Annotated in this window: 16 protein-coding genes; 11 read left to right on the top strand and 5 right to left on the bottom strand. The window is 68.0% G+C overall.

Annotation, left to right across the window (positions count from 1 at the left end):
• The 3 genes from ACQP2O_RS14600 (at position 1) to ACQP2O_RS14590 (ending at position 2,870) form a co-directional block, all read left to right on the top strand.
• Complete coding sequence (locus ACQP2O_RS14600; RefSeq protein ID WP_433184280.1) at positions 1 to 1,158, top strand: MFS transporter; 1,158 nt, start codon at positions 1 to 3, stop codon at positions 1,156 to 1,158.
• Positions 1,159 to 1,263: 105 nt separating this feature from the next.
• Positions 1,264 to 1,806, top strand: a complete 543-nt coding sequence (locus ACQP2O_RS14595; protein ID WP_433184277.1) for an RNA polymerase sigma factor — start codon at positions 1,264 to 1,266, stop codon at positions 1,804 to 1,806.
• Entirely contained in the window at positions 1,806 to 2,870 is a 1,065-nt protein-coding gene (locus ACQP2O_RS14590) for a CU044_5270 family protein (protein ID WP_433184274.1), read from the top strand. Before ACQP2O_RS14595 ends, ACQP2O_RS14590 begins: the two co-directional genes overlap by 1 nt.
• Before the next feature lie 65 nt (positions 2,871 to 2,935).
• Here ACQP2O_RS14590 and ACQP2O_RS14585 read toward each other — a convergent pair whose 3' ends face one another.
• Positions 2,936 to 3,628 (bottom strand): L-2-amino-thiazoline-4-carboxylic acid hydrolase, encoded by a 693-nt coding sequence (locus tag ACQP2O_RS14585; RefSeq protein ID WP_433184271.1) that lies wholly within the window; start codon positions 3,626 to 3,628, stop codon positions 2,936 to 2,938.
• A 55-nt stretch (positions 3,629 to 3,683) separates the two neighbouring features.
• Between ACQP2O_RS14585 and ACQP2O_RS14580 the strand changes: the two genes are divergently transcribed.
• From ACQP2O_RS14580 to ACQP2O_RS14570, 3 genes are all read left to right on the top strand, one after another.
• Entirely contained in the window at positions 3,684 to 3,902 is a 219-nt protein-coding gene (locus ACQP2O_RS14580) for a hypothetical protein (RefSeq protein WP_433184268.1), read from the top strand.
• 116 nt (positions 3,903 to 4,018) lie between these two features.
• The gene (locus tag ACQP2O_RS14575) at positions 4,019 to 4,975 is read left to right on the top strand and encodes a phosphoribosylaminoimidazolesuccinocarboxamide synthase (protein WP_433184266.1); all 957 of its coding nucleotides are present in this window, start codon (positions 4,019 to 4,021) and stop codon (positions 4,973 to 4,975) included.
• 11 nt (positions 4,976 to 4,986) lie between these two features.
• Complete coding sequence (locus ACQP2O_RS14570) at positions 4,987 to 6,252, top strand: glycosyltransferase family 4 protein (RefSeq protein WP_433184263.1); 1,266 nt, start codon at positions 4,987 to 4,989, stop codon at positions 6,250 to 6,252.
• On the opposite strand, the gene ACQP2O_RS14565 is transcribed toward ACQP2O_RS14570, so the two are convergent.
• The 3 genes from ACQP2O_RS14565 to ACQP2O_RS14555 are packed head-to-tail and all read right to left on the bottom strand — an operon-like array spanning position 6,215 to position 8,914.
• The gene (locus tag ACQP2O_RS14565) at positions 6,215 to 6,904 is read right to left on the bottom strand and encodes an HAD family hydrolase (protein ID WP_433184261.1); all 690 of its coding nucleotides are present in this window, start codon (positions 6,902 to 6,904) and stop codon (positions 6,215 to 6,217) included. The two genes, ACQP2O_RS14570 and ACQP2O_RS14565, sit on opposite strands and share 38 nt — an antisense overlap.
• A 7-nt stretch (positions 6,905 to 6,911) precedes the next feature.
• Positions 6,912 to 8,420 carry a PH domain-containing protein gene (locus ACQP2O_RS14560; protein WP_433184258.1) on the bottom strand — a complete coding sequence of 503 codons (1,509 nt, stop codon included), beginning with the start codon at positions 8,418 to 8,420 and terminating at the stop codon, positions 6,912 to 6,914.
• A complete protein-coding gene (locus ACQP2O_RS14555) occupies positions 8,417 to 8,914 on the bottom strand; it encodes a PH domain-containing protein (RefSeq protein WP_433184255.1) in 498 nt (165 codons plus the stop codon). Before ACQP2O_RS14555 ends, ACQP2O_RS14560 begins: the two co-directional genes overlap by 4 nt.
• A gap of 180 nt (positions 8,915 to 9,094) precedes the next feature.
• Between ACQP2O_RS14555 and ACQP2O_RS14550 the strand changes: the two genes are divergently transcribed.
• Together ACQP2O_RS14550 and ACQP2O_RS14545 are read left to right on the top strand one after the other, a co-directional pair.
• The gene (locus ACQP2O_RS14550) at positions 9,095 to 9,943 is read left to right on the top strand and encodes a siderophore-interacting protein (RefSeq protein WP_433184252.1); all 849 of its coding nucleotides are present in this window, start codon (positions 9,095 to 9,097) and stop codon (positions 9,941 to 9,943) included.
• 181 nt (positions 9,944 to 10,124) lie between these two features.
• The gene (locus tag ACQP2O_RS14545; RefSeq protein WP_433184250.1) at positions 10,125 to 10,973 is read left to right on the top strand and encodes a helix-turn-helix domain-containing protein; all 849 of its coding nucleotides are present in this window, start codon (positions 10,125 to 10,127) and stop codon (positions 10,971 to 10,973) included.
• Between the two features lie 53 nt (positions 10,974 to 11,026).
• Here ACQP2O_RS14545 and ACQP2O_RS14540 read toward each other — a convergent pair whose 3' ends face one another.
• A complete protein-coding gene (locus ACQP2O_RS14540; RefSeq protein WP_433184247.1) occupies positions 11,027 to 11,932 on the bottom strand; it encodes a helix-turn-helix domain-containing protein in 906 nt (301 codons plus the stop codon).
• A gap of 536 nt (positions 11,933 to 12,468) precedes the next feature.
• On the opposite strand from ACQP2O_RS14540, the gene ACQP2O_RS14535 reads away from it, so the two are divergent.
• The 3 genes from ACQP2O_RS14535 (at position 12,469) to ACQP2O_RS14525 (ending at position 15,454) form a co-directional block, all read left to right on the top strand.
• On the top strand, positions 12,469 to 13,119 hold the full coding sequence (locus ACQP2O_RS14535; RefSeq protein ID WP_433184244.1) for a choice-of-anchor C family protein: 651 nt from the start codon (positions 12,469 to 12,471) through the stop codon (positions 13,117 to 13,119).
• A gap of 180 nt (positions 13,120 to 13,299) precedes the next feature.
• Positions 13,300 to 13,764, top strand: coding sequence for a hypothetical protein (locus tag ACQP2O_RS14530; protein ID WP_433184242.1), 465 nt, complete (start codon positions 13,300 to 13,302; stop codon positions 13,762 to 13,764).
• Between the two features lie 394 nt (positions 13,765 to 14,158).
• Positions 14,159 to 15,454 carry an MFS transporter gene (locus ACQP2O_RS14525; protein ID WP_433184239.1) on the top strand — a complete coding sequence of 432 codons (1,296 nt, stop codon included), beginning with the start codon at positions 14,159 to 14,161 and terminating at the stop codon, positions 15,452 to 15,454.
• Positions 15,455 to 15,501 lie beyond the last annotated feature (47 nt).

Genomic DNA, 15,501 nt, shown 5'->3' with positions numbered 1-15,501 from the left:
GTGTCTGTGACGTCCGTTTCGATCGGTCCAACGCGCCGGGATCGCCTCGCCCGAGTCGCGGTCGCCGCCGTCTTCGCGCTGCACGGCATGGCGGCGGGAAGCTGGGCGGCCCGCATTCCGTGGGTCAAAGAGGCACGGCACCTGTCCCCCGCCGACCTGGGTCTGGCGCTCATGGGCGCGGCGATCGGCGGACTCACCGCCATGCCGATCGCCGCGTGGCTGAGCGCGCGGGTCGACAGCCGCACCCTGACCCGCGCGATGGTCGTCGGCGTCGCGGTCACCCTGCCGCTGCCGGCGTTCGCGGTCGGCATGCCGTTGCTCTTCGGCTCACTGTTCCTGTTCGGCGCGGCCGGCGGCGTCCTCGACGTGGCGATGAACGCCCAGGGCGTCACGGTCCAGGCACGCTACGGCCGCTCGATCATGTCCGGGCTGCACGGCCTGTGGAGCATCGGCGGGCTGATCGGCTCCGCGACCGCCGGCCTGGTCGCCCGGGCGGACATCGCCGCCCCAGCACACCTGCTGGCCGTCGGCATCGTCATCGCCGTCGTCGGCACCCTGTGCGGCACCCGGCTCACTCCCGCGCCGCCCTCGGCCCCCGGGAAGGTGTTCGCGCGGCCGGACCGCGCGCTGCTCGTACTCGGCGTCATCACCTTCTGCAGCCTGTTCGGGGAGGCCGCCGCGGCCGACTGGAGCGCGGTGTACCTCCGGACGGTCGCGCACACGACCACGGACGTCGCCGCGTGGGGCTATGCCGGGTTCTCCCTGTCCATGGCCGCGGCCCGCCTGGCCGGCGACCGGGTCGTCGAACGGCTCGGCGCTCCCCTGGTCGTCCGCGCGGCGGCCCTCATCGGCGCACTGGGCCTGGCCCTCGGACTCCTCGTACCGGTCACGCCGGTGGTCATCGTCGCCTTCATCCTGCTCGGGCTCGGCATGGCCACGGTCGTCCCGCTGACCTTCAGCGCCGCCGGCCGGACCCCGGGCCGGGACCCGGGCACGGCGGTGGCCGCCGTCGGGACGGTCGGGTACGGCGGCTGGATGATCGCCCCGCCGGTCATCGGCTTCGTGGCCCAGGCGACCTCGCTCACCACGGCGCTCGCGCTCGTCGCGGTCATGACCGCCCTCATCGCCCTGCCCGCCAACGCCCTCCGCGAAGCCTGAGACCCGATCCATCTGAGGACTTCCACGCCGTCGGCCCTGTTCGCGTCTTGAGGATCGACCCGGAGAACCTTGAAAGGATCGCGCCCTTCACGACACAAGCGTGATGTGTACCGAAAAGACACGCAGGCGCTTGAGGCGGTGCCGCCCGGCTCCGACGAGAGCCGGGCGCGCTTCATGGCACTGTACGAACGCTGTTACGGCAGCATCGTGCGCTACGCATGGCGGCGGGTGGGCCCGGATCAGGCGGAGGACATCGCCAGCGAGACGTTCATCGTCGCCTGGCGGCGGATCGCCGACGTTCCACGCGGGCGTGAACTGCCATGGCTGTACTCGGTCGCGCGGAAGGTCATCGCCAACCGGGCACGCCGGGAGCAGCGTGACCGGGAGCTCAGCGACGCTCTGAGCGTGGAACCGGAATCCGACCACGCGGAGACCGTGACGAGTCGGCAGACGGCGATCACGGTGCTGCGCAGCCTGAGCGAGAAGGACCGCGAGCTGGCGCGGCTCGCCGCCTGGGAATGCCTGGACAGCCGGGAGATCAGCATCGTGCTGGGTTGCAGCCGCGCCGCGGTGAACGTCCGTCTGCACCGCCTCCGCAAACGACTCGAGGGCCTGTTCGACAGCCACCAACGCGAGGAGGCACCCTGATGAATTCCGACATCGACGCCATCCGCACGCTGCTGAACCCACACGATCCGGCCGCGGGCGTCGACCCCGCCGTGTCCGGGGCGTCGTTGACGGCGATCCTCGGCGACGCTCCTGGACCCCGCCCGGTCCGGCGTGCCTGGGGGCGGCGCGCCGTGATGTTCGCGGGGGCGGGCGTGGCCGCGGTCGCGATCGTCGGCGTCGCCGGAGTCGTCGTCCTGCCCGGGCATGATGAGCCGGGGACGAAGGCACGCGCGGCGACCCCGCCGCTGCTCACGTATCACGGCAGCGGGTCCACACGTGCCCGGGACGTACTCCTGCGCCTGGCCGAGCGCGCCGAGCGTCGGCCCGACACCGCTGGGACGGGTCGTTACGCCTATGTCCGGACCCGGGACTGGGGGCTCGACGGCCAGGGAGACGCGAAGGGCGAGACCAGCAGTGCCGTCATCGTGACGACCTCCGAGCAGTGGCTGGCCGCCGACGGCTCGGGACGCCAACGTTACGAATACGGCCCGCCATACTTCCCGACCGAAGGCGACCGCCGGCGGTGGGAGCAAATAGAAAAAAACGACGGCGGGATCGTCGCACCAGGCAAGGCAGATCACAGGTTCGGTCCACACGGCATACCGTTCAGGTTGGCATGGCGCACGCTGTCCGATAACCCAGTGACCCTGCGGAAACAACTGTACGCTGCGAATTCGATTTCAGACGACGGGCAGGTGGAAAGACTCGTCGACATCGAGCATCTCTACAGCGAACAACCCATCCGGCCCGCGATCGCCGCCGCTGCGCTCCGGGTCGTCGCCGACATCCCTGGCCTGCGCTACGACGGCACGACGACCGACCGGGCGGCGCGTACCGGCGTCGCGGTCAGCGTCGAGTGGAACGGCCCGGATATCCCACAGCGATATACGTTGATTTTCGACCCGAACACCGGTCGCCTGCTTGACAGCGAGCAAGTACTCACCCGAGCCGTCAAGGGATGGAACGTGAAAATTCCCGCGGTGATCGGTTACACGGTGTTCCTCAAATCGTCCTTCACTCAGAGGCTTGACCCACCCAAGTGACGACGATTTCGGGCATGCGGGGACGGACGCCAGAGCGGCGCCCGTCCCCGGAACGGGATCGGGCCTCAGCCGTCGCCGGACTCGCGGGGGCGAGTCCGGATGAAGTGGAAGGGGCAGTAGGCGCCGCCCAGCCCGATCGTCGTGGGCCGCTCGAACCGGAAGCCGTGCCGGTCCGGATCGATCGCCTCGATCCAGTTCGTGTCGAACGCGCAGAGGGCGGGTGTCAACTCCGCCGCGGAGTTGGCGACGAGCACGTCGTGGTAGAAGCAGCGGTGGATCTCCAGTAGGTACTCACGGCCGTCGTCGACCGGACGCTCGAACGTGAACGTCCGGCCGTAGGCGTGCTCCTCCTGGGCCTTGCTGACCTCGACCATCGCGCTGAAGGGGTCGGAGGCCGTGTCCAGCATCGCCAGCGTGCCCTCGCGGAGGACGGGACCGAGCGGCTCGACGAGCGCCGCCCGTACCGCCTCGAAGGCCGCGTCGCGGCCCAGCCGCGGTAGCAGCGGCTCGTACGCCGCCACCACGGCCAGGGTGAGACGGAGATTGTGACGCGAGGGCTCGTCGACGGCCATGGGGGCGTTCGCCGCCAGCAGGTCCGCGTGCCTGGCCCGCATGGCGGTGAGGAGCTCACCGGGCAGTGCATGCGCCCGGAGCGTCGCGGCGATGTGGTCGAACAGGGCGTCGATCAGATCGTCGATCGCCCGCTCGGGATCGTGGACGTTGCCGTCGCCGGTGAGCTCGAAGTGGTCGGTGGCCATGCCTGGTCCTTTCGGGACGGGCTCGGTCCCGAACACGGATCCGACGATGGTGGACATGCCGGACGTGCTCGCGACCGAGCGAGCACGCCGACGCACACCACCGACCGACCAGGCGCCGACGAACTTCAATGATTTCTGTCCCGGCAATCATGGCATGGCCGGGCACCGCGTCCGTCCGACATCGCCGGTGTGCTCCTCCGGCGGCTTCAGTCCGCCGCCACCCGGAGGTCTTGACGGCCGTCGTCTCGAAGATGATCATCCGGACGAAGGATGATCACCGCAAGCCTCGACCTTGATGGACCGTCCCAGGCTGATTCTCGAACGACGAGGACTTCTCCGCTGCTCGCGGCCCGACATGACCAGCACCTACGGCAGGAAGGTCGATGAGTCATGCCATCAGGATTTCGATACGCGTCTTCCGGTAAGGTCCGAGACATTTATGAGCTCGATGCCGACAGCAGATTCTTGACGCACGAAGAGCGTATCGACGAAGAAGCGACCCTCGTCCTCGTCGCCACGGATCGAATGTCAGCGCTTGATGTCGTCCTTGGAGATGAGGTTCCGAACAAGGGCTTCGTACTGACCGCCCTCACACAGTTTTGGATGGACCGGCTGCGGGACATCACACCGAACCATTTGGTCGGATGGCGGGGCCGCGACCTGCCCGGTGAGGTCGCCTACTACGCCGGCCGCGCGATGCTGGTCAAAAAGCTGTCGATGATACCCATCGAATGCGTTGTTCGCGGATACTTGACCGGGTCCGCCTGGAGTTGCTACAAGACGACGGGGCGAATCAACGGAACACGACTACCCGGGTCTTTTCGACACGGCGACCGCCTGCCAAAGCCGATCTTCACGCCCGCCATCAAGAACAGGCACGGCCACGACGAAAACGTGTCGATCGCGCAAATGCGCAGCGCGATCGGAGCCGAACTCACCGAACAGATCCATCGATTGAGCATTGAGCTCTATGAGCGCGCCGCCGAATTCGCATCCACTCGGGGGATCCTCATCGCGGACACGAAGTTCGAATTCGGAACCGACCGTCGTGGAAACCTGATCTTGGCCGACGAGGTTCTCACTCCGGACTCGAGCCGATTCTGGCTTTCCGAAACATGGAAACCCGGCGGCATCCCATACTCTTTCGGCCGGGAACTCATACGCGAGTGGCTTCAATCACGCGGCTGGAACGGAGGTGCGCCGCCCCCGCGGCTACCTCACGCCGTCGTCAGCGAGACCGCGCGGCGGTACACGGAGATATGTCGAATCCTCACAGGTCAGTCCATAGACGACTGGATCGCCACAGCGAGAGATACCGACACGGCCGGCAGCCGACGGGGTGCATGATGCGGCGCAGCGTGCTCTACATCACCTACAACGGCATATGCAACAACACCAACGGAATCGGCCGACAGACCAAGACTCTACTGTCGCTGCTACAGAACCGCTACGACTCGATTGTCGAACACGTGGGGCCTGTCACCTTCGACTTCGCATTTCCCGCCCCGAATCGACGAACACTGGCATACAGTCAAACCGATCTGGAGTGGGCTCACGATATCGTCAAGAGCCGCGGAGGGCGCCTCTACCGGCTGCCCCACAGCGAAAGCTCATCCCTCTGGTCAGTTGAAGCATGGCGCCGACTGTCGGAGAGCGCGGCCCGTCTCTGCAGGAAACTCGCCGCTCAATATGATCAGACGCTGGCGATCGCCATCGATACGCCATTCGCCGGCGTCGGCCGCGAACTCCAGAGGAGCCGGATCGAAGGCCTCGACATCCTGCAGGTCTTTTACAGCACGGACCGGATAGCGGGGACCCGGCCGACGCCCGGCCGCCTCGAATGGGAACGCGATTGCATCGATAACGTCAACCGAAGCCGGCATGTCAGGCTGGCCGACATAGGGTCATTCATGACCCGCCACCTTCGTGAAGAGTACGAAGCCGATGCCGCGCGGTTCATGCCATTCAGATCAAGTCTCGATCTGATGAGCGACGACCTCCGCCCGATGCAGCGGGAGGAGGCACTGGCGGTAGCGCGGAGATGGGGGGTTCCTCTGGATCGACCGATAGTGTTGTCGTTCGGACGCGCCGACCCCATCAAGGGGGTGGACCTCCTCATCCGGTCGTTGGCGGCCCTGCGCGAGGACGTACATCTTGTCGTGATCCTGGTTCCGTTCAGCTATTCGCAGCCGCTACTCGAAAGCTACCGAAAGCAGATCTCGGACCTCGGGATCCGGGCGACCTTCGTTCCCCGGTTCACGCGAGAACTGCCTAGAGCGCTTTCTTCGCTGGATGAGACCCGGGTCGTCGTCTGCTCGGCCAGAGGCGAGCCCCTGTCCAATGTGCCCTTCGAGGTCGCGATGTGGGCACGGCACGGCGGCCCGGTCGTCGTGGCCCCGGCCCACGATGGCTTCGTCGAACAGATCGTTGACGGACATACCGGATTTCTCTATGACCCCGGAGCGGAGCACGCCTTGACGGCGGCGATCCGGCGCTCCCTCCGCCTCTCTAAGACGAGGGTCGCGGCGATCCGCGAAGCGGCCGCCGAACGCGTTCGAAAAGATAGGGACATTCTGCCGAATCTCGTCACATCGCTTCAGCATCTGTGGACACCAGTGCGATAATGGCTTCCAACGTGACTACGGAGAAAGAGTCGAGACGGGCGTTCGCCTCCGATAGATCGAGATTTTCGGTGATGCGGTTCGGCACCGCAAGGCATCGCAGTCCGGCCGCTCTGGCAGCCGCGACGCCGTTGGGGGAATCCTCCACCGCCAACGCCTCGGCCGGTTCCACTCCGAGGGCTTCACAGGCCATGCGATAGAGATCCGGCGCCGGCTTCGGCGTTATTCCAGGCTCACAGCACAGGACCTCGTCGAAATATTCGTACACGCCGATCCTGCGCAGATGACGAACGACGTACAGAAGAGACGAACTCGACGCCACGCCAATGGGCAGTCGCCGCCGCCGAGCCTCGATCAGCCACTCGACCAATCCAGGCCGAACGGGCTCACGGGCGAGCAGGCGCTGGCCGTAGGCACGGCGCGCTCGCAATACCTTATGCCGATCTATTTCGACGGCAGCGTTCTCGATCAGTTTGGCGAGTGGTGCGGAACCCCGTTCCTTCCCACCCAGCTCTCGCGCCCAATCCGCAACGGTAAACGGTTCACAGCCGTACTGCCGATAAATCTCCGCCCAGGATTCGAAGAGCGGAGTCTCCGTATCCAATATCACGCCGTCGAAGTCAAAAATGAGCGCCCGTACACTCGTCGACGACAAGGATCTCTCAGCGCTCCAGGAACGGCGTCAGCAGGCCGGGGAGCGCCTCTTCCGCGACGCGGAGGGCCTCGTTCAGGGGGACGTCCTGGACCTCCACCCGCTGCCGCCCCGCCGCGGTCGTCGCGACGAGTGTGGCCAGGCCGCTGCGCCGCTGGAAGAACGACCGGCGCAGGTTCCAGCCGATGATCCCCTCACACGACAGCACGCTGCGGCGCCGGACGAGCGAGCCCCGACGTCCGACGAGGGCGCCGTTCACGACGGCGTGGCCGAGGGCGTGCGCGCGGTCGGCGGCCACCAGGGCGGCGAGGGGCACCGGCACGATGGCCGCCTGCCACGTCCACGCGGGCACCGCGCCGGCGCCCCACAGGGCGAGGGCCGCCACGAGGACGAGGAGAGTGACACCCAGCGCGCGGGAGAAGCGGCGGCGCGTGGCGCGTGGGCCGTGCCCGGTGAGGGGCGCGGTGAACGGGGCGTCGTTCCGCATGACCGCGCCGGCCACGCGGAGCGCCTCGGGACGCGGCGCGGGCGGCAGCAGCAGCGACCCGCCGCGCTCGGCGCCCCGTCCCACCCGCAGGCCGGTGGTGATGGCGATGCACCGGGCGGCACCCACCGCCCGCAGCAGCAGGGGCTCGCTGAACTCGACGCCGCGCAGCCTCCGCTCCTCGATGGTGATCGAGCGGGTCGTGATGAGCCCGCGCGTGACGTGAAGCGTTCCCGCGCTGCCCCGGGTGAGCCGGAAGCCGTGGAAGGCCAGGAGGTATCCCAGGGTGGAGGCGACCGCGACGACCACGAGCAGCGCGACCACGACGACGAGGACGTCCACGGCCAGCGGGGTCCGCTGGAAGCGGTCCGCGAGCGCGCTGAGCACCCCGATGCGCCGGGGGTCCACGTGCGCCTCGTTGAGCGAGCGCCACACGACCCCGGCGATGACGCCGACCGTGACGAACCCCGTCAGCGTGAACGGCCCGTACCGCAGCCATTCGGGCCGCATCTGCGCCAGGAGCGTCTCCCGGGGCCGCTCGGCCGCCCGTACGGCGGACGACGCCGCCGGAGCGCCGGTGTTCGCTCGGTGCAGGAGCTCCTCGCGCAGCCGGGCGGCCTCGGTGGCGTGCAGGGCGTCGAGCTTGACGCCGTCGTTCTTACGGTCGGTACGCCCGGTGCCGATCTCCACCTTGGCCAGGCCGAGTGACCGGTGCAGCGCGTGGGCGGTGACGTCGACCGTACGGATCCGGTCGCGCGGGACGGTCAGGACCTGCCGCCGGAGGAGCCCCTTGCGGACCTGGACCTGTTCGGCGGTCACGCGGTAGGTGGTGGTGAACCAGCGCAGCAGTCCGCCGAGGATGACCAGGCCGGTGGCGATCAGGCTCCACCAGGACCCGTGCCCGCCCGCGCTTCCGGCGACCACGAGGCCGAGGAGGAGCGGCCAGGCCCGCAGCAGTTCCTGCACCGGATGGATCAGGAGCATGCGGGTGGACAGCCGCCGCCACTCGCCGGCGCCGGGCTCGATCGCCGTCATGTGGCGTCCGTACGGTCGGCGGCCGTGCCCTCGGTCAACCGGTCGACGAGCCGCTCCGCCGTCTCCTGGTCGAGCCCGCGGATCTTCAGCGGGCCGGCCGCCGAAGCGGTGGTCACGGTGACGTTGGCGAGGCCGAACAGCTGCTCCACCGGTCCACGCTCACTGTCGACGGTCTGGATCCGGGAGATCGGGGCGATGCGCCGCTCCTGGTCGAACCAGCCGGACTGGGTGTAGACCGCCTCGGGGGTGACCTCCCAGCGGTGCACGCGGAACCTCCACTGGGGCATGACGATGACGTGCGCGGCGCCGAGCACGCCGGTCAGGATCAGCCCGCCGACGTGCCACGAGACGTCGCCGCCGTCGTTGATCAGCCAGATGACCTGCGCGGCGGCCACGATCAGCCAGCCCGCCAGCGCGCGCACGGTCCAATAGCCGATCGCCTTCGGGCTGACCAGTTGTCGTGGCGGCCGGAGCCGCACTTCGGTTGACTCCACGGCAGGATCCTGACAGAGGCGTCGTCTCCTCTATAGAGCGCCCTGTCCCCGATTTTCCATGACAGATGTCATCGAGAGCTCCTCACGCTCCGGTCTGTACGTGATGAGCGTCACGCAGGCGGTAGCGTCGGCAACGATATATCGGAATAAAGTTAGGCATACCTAAGTGAGGAGCGACAGATGGCGAACGACAGACCGGCCGGGCGGGGCCGGCGTTTGAACCACGGACGCGTCCGCCGCGTCGAGTGGATCTCCCCGCACATGATCCGGGTGGTGATCGGCGGGGACGGCCTCGCCGGCTTCCCCGCCGGGTCGTGCACCGATCACTACGTGAAGATCCTCTTTCCCGTGCCGGGCGTGGCGTACCCCGAGCCGCTCGACATGGAGGCCGTACGGCGCGACCTCCCGCGGGACCAGTGGCCGCGGATTCGCACGTACACCGTGCGCTCGTGGGACCCGGAGGCGGTGGAGCTGACCATCGACTTCGTGCACCACGGCGATCGCGGCCTGGCCGGGCCGTGGGCCGCCCAGGCGAAGCCCGGTGACGAGGTGCTGTTCCAGGGCCCCGGCGGCGCGTACGCGCCGAGCGAGAAGGCCGACTGGCATCTGCTCGTCGGCGACGAGAGCGCCCTTCCGGCCATCGCGGCGTCGCTGGAGAGGATCCCGCAGGGCGCGCCCACGCGGGTCTTCGTCGAGGTGGCCGGCAAGGAGGACGAACTCCCGCTCGACACGCCGGGCGACGCCCGGATCGTGTGGCTGCACCGCGGCGACGGGCAGATCGGTGACGCCCTCGTCTCGGCCGTACAGGAGCTGGAGTTCCCGCCGGGCGAGATCCACGCGTTCGTGCACGGCGAGGCGAACTTCGTCAAGCGGCTTCGGCGCCACCTTCGTGTCGAGCGGGGACTCCCCCTCGAGCAGCTGTCCATCTCCGGGTACTGGCGTTGCGACACGGACGAGGACGGCTGGCAGGCGGGCAAGCGCGAGTGGAACCGCCGTATCGAGGAGGAAGAGGTCGCCGCGACCGCCTGAGCGGGCCCGGACCGGCCGGAGACCGCCTCGCCCCACGCATGATCCACGCCATTCGCCCGCCGTCCAGCGATATTTCGATCGTGGTTGGCCGTCAGGTCTGTTCACCAGTGGTCATCAATGGCAGACTCTGCCCGCATTATGGTGATCGGAGGTGGGTACGGTGGCGGTTGCGGTGCATTCGGTGAGCAGACCCACCGTCCGCCGCAGGATCGTGGGAGCGCAGCTGCGCCGCCTACGCGAGGCGGCCGGGGCGACCCGCAAAGAGGCCGCCGAGGCGATCCACGCCACGGAGAACAAGGTCGGCCGCGTGGAGCAGGGCCGGGCCGGCCTCGACGAGGACGACGTCGTCGCCCTGCTGAAGCTGTACGGCATCGATGACCGCGGCGAACGCGACGCCCTGCTCACCATCGTCCGGGAGGCCAACCAACCGGGCTGGCTCCAGGCCTACAGCAACGCGATGCCCGCCTGGTTCCGTCCGTACGTCGACCTGGAGGAGGCCGCGCAGGTCATCCGGACGTACGAGGTGCAGTTCATCCCGGGCCTGCTGCAGACCCCGGAGTACACCCGCGCCGTCGTCGCCCAGGGCATGTCCGATCCGCCGGCCGAGGAGATCGACCGGCGGGTCGAGCTGCGGATGCGCCGGCAGCGGCTCCTCCACCAGTCGCATCCGCCGCGCCTGTGGGCGGTGATCGACGAAGCTGCGCTGTGGCGGCCGATCGGCGGCGTTGACGTCGCCCGCGCCCAGCTGCGCGCGCTGCACGAGTCCGCTCGGCGCGAGAACATCACGGTGCAGGTCATGCCGTTCCGGGTCGGCGGTCACGCCGGCGAGGCCGGGGCGTTCACGATCCTGCGGTTCCCCGAGCCCGAGCTGCCCGACATCGCCTACATCGAACAGCTCACCGGCGCGATGTACCTCGAGAAGGACGACGACATGGACCACTACACGGCGGCGATGGAGCGCCTGTGCGTGCAGAGCGCCTCGCCGGAGGAGTCCATGGACCTGATCAGCAAGATCATCCGCGAACTCTGAGCCGACCGCCGTTCGGGGCGCGACAGATCAAGCAGATTTAAACGCGCGCGACATCAAAGGTCGCGGAGAATTTCGCCGAGGGTGTCGCCGATGCGGGTGGCGGGCTCGGCGTCGATACACAACCGCTCCATCACCGCCAGATAATTATCCACGTCCTCGCGCTTGTCCAGATACAACGAACTCGTCAACTGCTCCAAATACACCACATCCGGCAGATCCGGCTCCGCGAACCGCAAAATACTGAACGGACCGCCCGCCGCCGCATGCCCACCCAGGTGGAACGGAACCACCTGCAGCGTCACGTGCGGCAACTCCGTCACCTCGATCAAATACTCCAGCTGACGCCGCATCACCGCAGCCCCACCCAACGGCCGCCGCAACGCCGCCTCATCCACCACCGCCCAAAAATGCGGCGGATCCTCCCCCCGCAACAACGACTGACGCCGCATCCGCAACCCCACACGCCGCTCGATCTCATGACCCGGCGCATCCGGATGCCCCAGCAACGTCACCGCCCGCGCATAATCCTCCGTCTGCAACAAACCAGGCACGAACTGCACCTCATACGACCGGATCCGAGAAGCCGCCTCCTCCAACCCGATGTACACCTCGAACCAGCCCGGCAGAATGTCCGAATACGAATGCCACCAACCCGGCTCATTCGCCCGCTCCGCCAACGCCAGCATCGCCGCACGCTCATCCTCCGAGCGCACCCCGTACAAGCTCAGCAGATCCGCAACATCACGCGCCCGGAACCGAACCCGCCCCAACTCCATCCGGCTGATCTTCGAATGCGACGCCCGGATCGCCTCACCGGCATCCTCACACGTGATCCCCCGCGCCTCACGCAACCGCCGCAACTGCGCCCCCAGCACAATACGCAGCACCGTCGGGCCACCACGATGATGACCGAACAAGCTGCTCACGGCCGTCTCGCCGTCAGGCTGAGAACCGATCATGTGCTCCCCTCAGAACACCGGAATCCGCTTAGTTTCCCACGGGCCGTGACGGATACAAGCCTCAAAGTAGCGTCGCCCCGTCGAACCGGCGTAGAACGTCGAGCGTGGCATCCGCGCTGCCCGATGCGGGAGGGACGGGCCGCGACCGCCGGGACCGGGGAGGCGCAGCGGGACCCCCGCGCCGAACTGCGCGGCAACCGAATCCAGCCATCCCCGCCACGGAGAACGCACCGCCGGACCTGACGCATTGCCCAAAGTACGCTATTACTTTCCGCTTTGGCCACATCCGGCCAAAACGGGAACCCACCTCGCCGCTTCGGGCGAGCAAGAAGCCCCTCGTGACGACGAAATCGACACGCCACGTAAACAACTCCCAACGCAGCGTGCATCTCCTCGCCCACCACATGACGCTTCGGATACAGAACAAGATCACTTGATTACATTCCGTTGCCAGGTGGATTCGATCGGGCGCGCTGCCGCCCATTCCGGTCAATCGGTTCGCCGCGTACAGACCGCGTCAGCAACCTGGAGGAACCATGGCCGTTCCGTTGACCGCAGGTCCACGCGTCGCGCGATGGCTCACCGCCCTTTTCGCGGTCGGCGCACTCACCCTGTGCATGGCCTCCATCCGACCCGCCCAGGACCGGCGCACCCCGGTACCGCTCTTCACCAACGGCGGATTCGAGAGCCCGATGGTCTCGGCGAACACCTTCATGAGGTTCGGCGCCGGAAGCGCCATCGAAACCTGGAAGGTCACCGGCGGAAACGTCGACCTCATCGGCGCCGGCTTCTGGCAGGCCGCCGAGGGAAACCAGTCCCTCGATCTGGACGGCGACGCCCCCGGAACGGTCGAACAGCCGGTCACGACCCGCTTCGGCGGCTGCTACACCGTCGCCTTCTCCCTCGCCGGGAACCCGGATGGCGGGCCCGCGATCAAACGCGGGTACCTGCGGGTGACGCAGAACGCCATCGGCCACCCGACCGTCCAGAAGAACTTCGCCTTCGACACCACGGGCAAGACGCGGACGGATCTCGGTTACGTCCAGCAGCGGTTCCGGTTCCGCGCCCTCGCTCCGACGGTGACGCTCACGTTCGCGAGCACCACGGGCGGCGGTTACGGCCCCGTCATCGACGCCGTCACGGTCACCCCGGCCCACCTGCTGGACTGCCGCTTCGGCCGCCCCTGACACCGGGAGGAACGACGCCGCGCGGCGGCCTCGCCCAGAGGCCGCCGCGCGGCGTCTGGCGTCCCGATCTGTGCCGTTTAGGACTCAGGACCCAATCAAGGTTGGGTCTATACGATCTTGTGCCCAGATGAACGGATTCAGAGGATTGGCCGTCAACCGATAGTGCCCAGGGAGGAACACATGGTTGATAGCCGGAACGCTCTCCGCAAGATGGGGGCCATCGCGGCGTCCACGGCGGCGATCTCGCTGGCACTGCCGCTGGCGTCGGCGTACGCCGATTCCAAGGCGGTCTGGGTCTACAAGACCGCCCTGGCGACCAAGGCCTCGGGCTGGGTCTGGTTCCACGACGGAACCACCAGCGACACCTCCAAGTGGTCCCTCACTCTCCGGGATGTCAAGAAGGACCACTGGTGCGCCGAGATGAAGATCATCATCGACCGGCCTGGCCCGGACACCCAGATCCGTAGCAACCGCGCGTGCGGCAAGGGTCACAAGGGCGGCACGATGCAGAGGTTCAAGGGCTCGCACAGCAACGCTTTCGTCAGGGGCGTCAAGGTGCAGCTCTGCAGGGTCGAGGAGGTCGCCTACTCCAACGAGAAGTGCGTGACCAAGCAGTACGTGAAGAACCCGTACTACCACTACTGACGGACGACGCGCGGAGCCCCCTGGCGAGCCCAGGGGGCTCCGCGCTTCTCGTCTCCGGACCGAGCCCGCCCGCCCGGCAAGCGACCGATCATCGTCTGGCGGCCCCGCCCCTTAAGAGGCTCGCAACCTCCGGAACTCCTGGAACTCGGCGGTGAACCGCCTTGTCCGCCACGACGGCCGGCGGTTACGCTCCCCGGCGGACGATCCTTCAGAGGAGCTGAGATGCCCGGCCGACCGAGCACGCGCTGACGTTCAGTCACACCTGACCGGTCACCGCGTGCTGCATCCGAATTGCGGCACAGCGCACCCTCCCCTGCCCGGATCCCTGCGGACCGGGCCCGCTCTCAGCGACTCAAGGACCCCCTGTGCCGTTCGCATCTCCTGCCGTGCTCCCGTGCCCGCCCGTGCGAGGCCGCCGGTGACGACCTCCGACCCGACTCCGCCGAGCCTGTGGCGGGACGCCGACTTCCGCCGGTTCTGGACAGGCCACACCGCCTCACAATTGGGGGCTCAGACCGGCCAGGTCATCCTGCCGCTCATCGCCATCGTCGCGCTGGGCGCCGAGAGCCGGCAGGTCGGCGTCCTCCGCGCCGTCCAGCAGGCGCCGATCCTGCTGCTCTCGCTCTTCGCCGGCGCCTGGGTGGACCGCCGGCGCTCCCGCACCGTGATGGTGCTGGCCGACGTCGGCCGGACCGTGGCGTTGGCCGTCATCCCCGTCGCCTTTCTCCTCGGCGTACTCGACATTCCGCTGCTTCTCCTGGTCGCCTTCCTCGTCGGTTCCCTCACCGTGTACTTCGACGTGGCCTACCAGACCTCACTCGTACGGCTGGTGGAACGCGACCGGCTCGCCCACGGCAACAGCGTGCTCGAAGGCAGCAGGTCCGCCGCGCAGATCGCCGGTCCCGCGCTCGGCGGCGCGCTCGTCTCGCTCCTCACCGCGCCGATCGCCATCCTGGCCGGCTCGTTCCTGTTCGCCCTGTCCGTCCTCTCGATCCGGCGGATCCGCCGTCCCGAGCCGATGCCCGCACCGGCCGTACGGCGGGTGCGGCGGCAGATCCACGAAGGGCTGCGCCTCGTCGCCGGCGACGCGTCATTGCGAGCGGTGGCCATCTCCTCGGCGCTCTTCCAGTTCTCCTTCGCCGCCGTGATGACCGTCTACCTGCTCTTCCTCCCGCGCACGCTGCACCTGCCCGGCGCCGCCATCGGGCTCGTGCTGGCGGCGATGGGCCCGGGCGCGCTGGTGGGCTCTCTGCTGTCGGCCAGGCTGCCGGCCCGTTACGGCCACGGCGTCGTGCTGGTGTCCGCCGCGGCACTCGGCGACGGCGTGCTGCTGTGCGTCCCGGCGCTACACGGCTCCTCCACCGTCACGATCGCCGCGCTCATGGCGCTCGACTTCCTGTTCGGCGTCTTCAGCCAACTGGTCGACGTCACCGTCGTGACGGTGCGCCAGGCCATCACCCCCGTCCCGATCCAGGGCCGGGTCGTCGCGACGATGAACTTCGTCGGCATGGGCCTGACCCCGCTCGGTTCCCTTCTCGGCGGTTATCTGGCCGCCGCGCTGGGGCCGCGCACGAGCCTGCTCCTGACCGCCGCCACGCCGCTGCTGTCTCCGCTGTTCATGGCCCTGTCCCCGCTCGCCCGCCTGGGAAGGGAACTCCCCGGTACGGCGAGTGCCCCCGACCGACTCTAAAAAGAAGATTCATTGGTGATAGATTCGCGGTCTTCGGACGAAAGGGT

The organism is Actinoallomurus sp. CA-150999 (assembly GCF_050942425.1).
Lineage (GTDB): Bacteria > Actinomycetota > Actinomycetes > Streptosporangiales > Streptosporangiaceae > Actinoallomurus.
The sequence above is the reverse complement of the archived record's forward strand: the minus strand, read 5'-3'. Positions and strand labels throughout refer to the sequence as shown.

Excerpts from the sequence above, each read along its gene's own strand:
- ACQP2O_RS14585 (WP_433184271.1), bottom strand. The coding sequence starts at position 3,628 with ATGGCCACCGACCACTTCGAGCTCACCGGCGACGGCAACGTCCACGAT.
- ACQP2O_RS14535 (WP_433184244.1), top strand. The coding sequence starts at position 12,469 with ATGGCCGTTCCGTTGACCGCAGGTCCACGCGTCGCGCGATGGCTCACC.
- ACQP2O_RS14530 (WP_433184242.1), top strand. The coding sequence starts at position 13,300 with ATGGTTGATAGCCGGAACGCTCTCCGCAAGATGGGGGCCATCGCGGCG.
- ACQP2O_RS14580 (WP_433184268.1), top strand. The coding sequence starts at position 3,684 with ATGCCGGACGTGCTCGCGACCGAGCGAGCACGCCGACGCACACCACCG.
- ACQP2O_RS14540 (WP_433184247.1), bottom strand. The coding sequence starts at position 11,932 with ATGATCGGTTCTCAGCCTGACGGCGAGACGGCCGTGAGCAGCTTGTTC.
- ACQP2O_RS14550 (WP_433184252.1), top strand. The coding sequence starts at position 9,095 with ATGGCGAACGACAGACCGGCCGGGCGGGGCCGGCGTTTGAACCACGGA.
- ACQP2O_RS14590 (WP_433184274.1), top strand. The coding sequence starts at position 1,806 with ATGAATTCCGACATCGACGCCATCCGCACGCTGCTGAACCCACACGAT.
- ACQP2O_RS14575 (WP_433184266.1), top strand. The coding sequence starts at position 4,019 with ATGCCATCAGGATTTCGATACGCGTCTTCCGGTAAGGTCCGAGACATT.
- ACQP2O_RS14560 (WP_433184258.1), bottom strand. The coding sequence starts at position 8,420 with ATGACGGCGATCGAGCCCGGCGCCGGCGAGTGGCGGCGGCTGTCCACC.